3 protein-coding genes are annotated in these 1020 nt (G+C 72.5%); all 3 read left to right on the forward strand.

The annotated features are described in order from the left end of the window. On the forward strand, positions 1 to 293 hold a 293-nt coding region (locus FOE67_RS26820), incomplete at its 5' end, for a hypothetical protein (RefSeq protein ID WP_182667410.1). Beyond that, positions 293 to 679 (forward strand): hypothetical protein, encoded by a 387-nt coding sequence (locus FOE67_RS26825; RefSeq protein WP_182667411.1) that lies wholly within the window; start codon positions 293 to 295, stop codon positions 677 to 679. The genes FOE67_RS26820 and FOE67_RS26825, both read left to right, overlap by 1 nt. A gap of 6 nt (positions 680 to 685) precedes the next feature. Next, positions 686 to 1020 (forward strand): hypothetical protein (locus FOE67_RS26830; protein ID WP_182667412.1); only part of this gene is annotated, 335 nt, incomplete at its 3' end.

A 1020-nucleotide genomic window follows, 5' to 3' on the forward strand; every position in this document is an offset into this window, starting at 1 on the left:
ACCTCGACACCGCCACCACCGTCCCCCCCGCCATCACCCCGGTGCTGTGGGAGATGTGGCGCCGCGCCTTCGAGAACCCCCACCGCCTGGCCGAGCAGGGCACCGACTCAGCGTTCCGCTGGAAAGTCCCCGAGGGGGGCGCGAGCCCCTACGCGACGGAGGAGGAGCAGCAGATCATCCGCGACGCCGTCGGCGCCGACCACATCGGCCACATCGACGCGGAGGGCTACATGCCCGAACGCCTCCTCCACATCGACGACAGCATCCACCTCAGCTCATTCGGAGACCTCTGATGCCGATCACCTACCGCCTGCACCGCGGCGGACGCCCGACCGACCGCGTCGTGTCCGTCACCGCCCCCCACGAGCTGGAGGGCGGTGACGAGAAGACCACGAAGAAGCTCCAGGCCAAGCAGGCCCGCATCGTCGGCTCCCTGGACCGGTCCGCGAAGTGGCAGCGCACCGACGGCCTGGTCCCTGCTGCCGGCGGGCACCACGGCCCTGACCTCGACGCCCTCGTCGAGGCCCGCGTCCAGGCCGAGCTCGCCCGCCGCGCCGGCGAAGACAAGACCACCGAGGGCGGCACCGCCGGCGAGAAGGACGAGCAGGCGAAGCCGCCGGCTCCCCGCACCCCCCGCCAGAGCACCCGCCGCACAAAGCCCGATGAGTCGAAGGGCTGACCCCGGGTGCAGGCCAACACCGTCGTCACCGTCCTCACCGCCGCCGCGGTGGATCCGTTCACCGGCGCCGCCGGCGGTGAGGAACCGGCCGCCGTCGGAGTCCCGGCCGAAATCGTTGAAACCAACCGCCGTACCGACGACCCGGTCACCGGCACCCCCCGCACCGTGCGGGACACCATCGCGCTCCTCCCCCCCGACACCCCCGGTGTCGCACCCGGAGCGCGCCTCCTCGACGAGACGACCGGCCTGATCCACCCCATCCGGGAGGTCCACCAACACCACCCGGCCGGCTGGACTTCCGACCTGGTCTGCACCCTCCACCGACTCGACCCCCACCACCC

Origin of the sequence: Streptomyces calidiresistens (assembly GCF_014141525.1) — a bacterium.
Lineage (GTDB): Bacteria > Actinomycetota > Actinomycetes > Streptomycetales > Streptomycetaceae > Streptomyces > Streptomyces calidiresistens.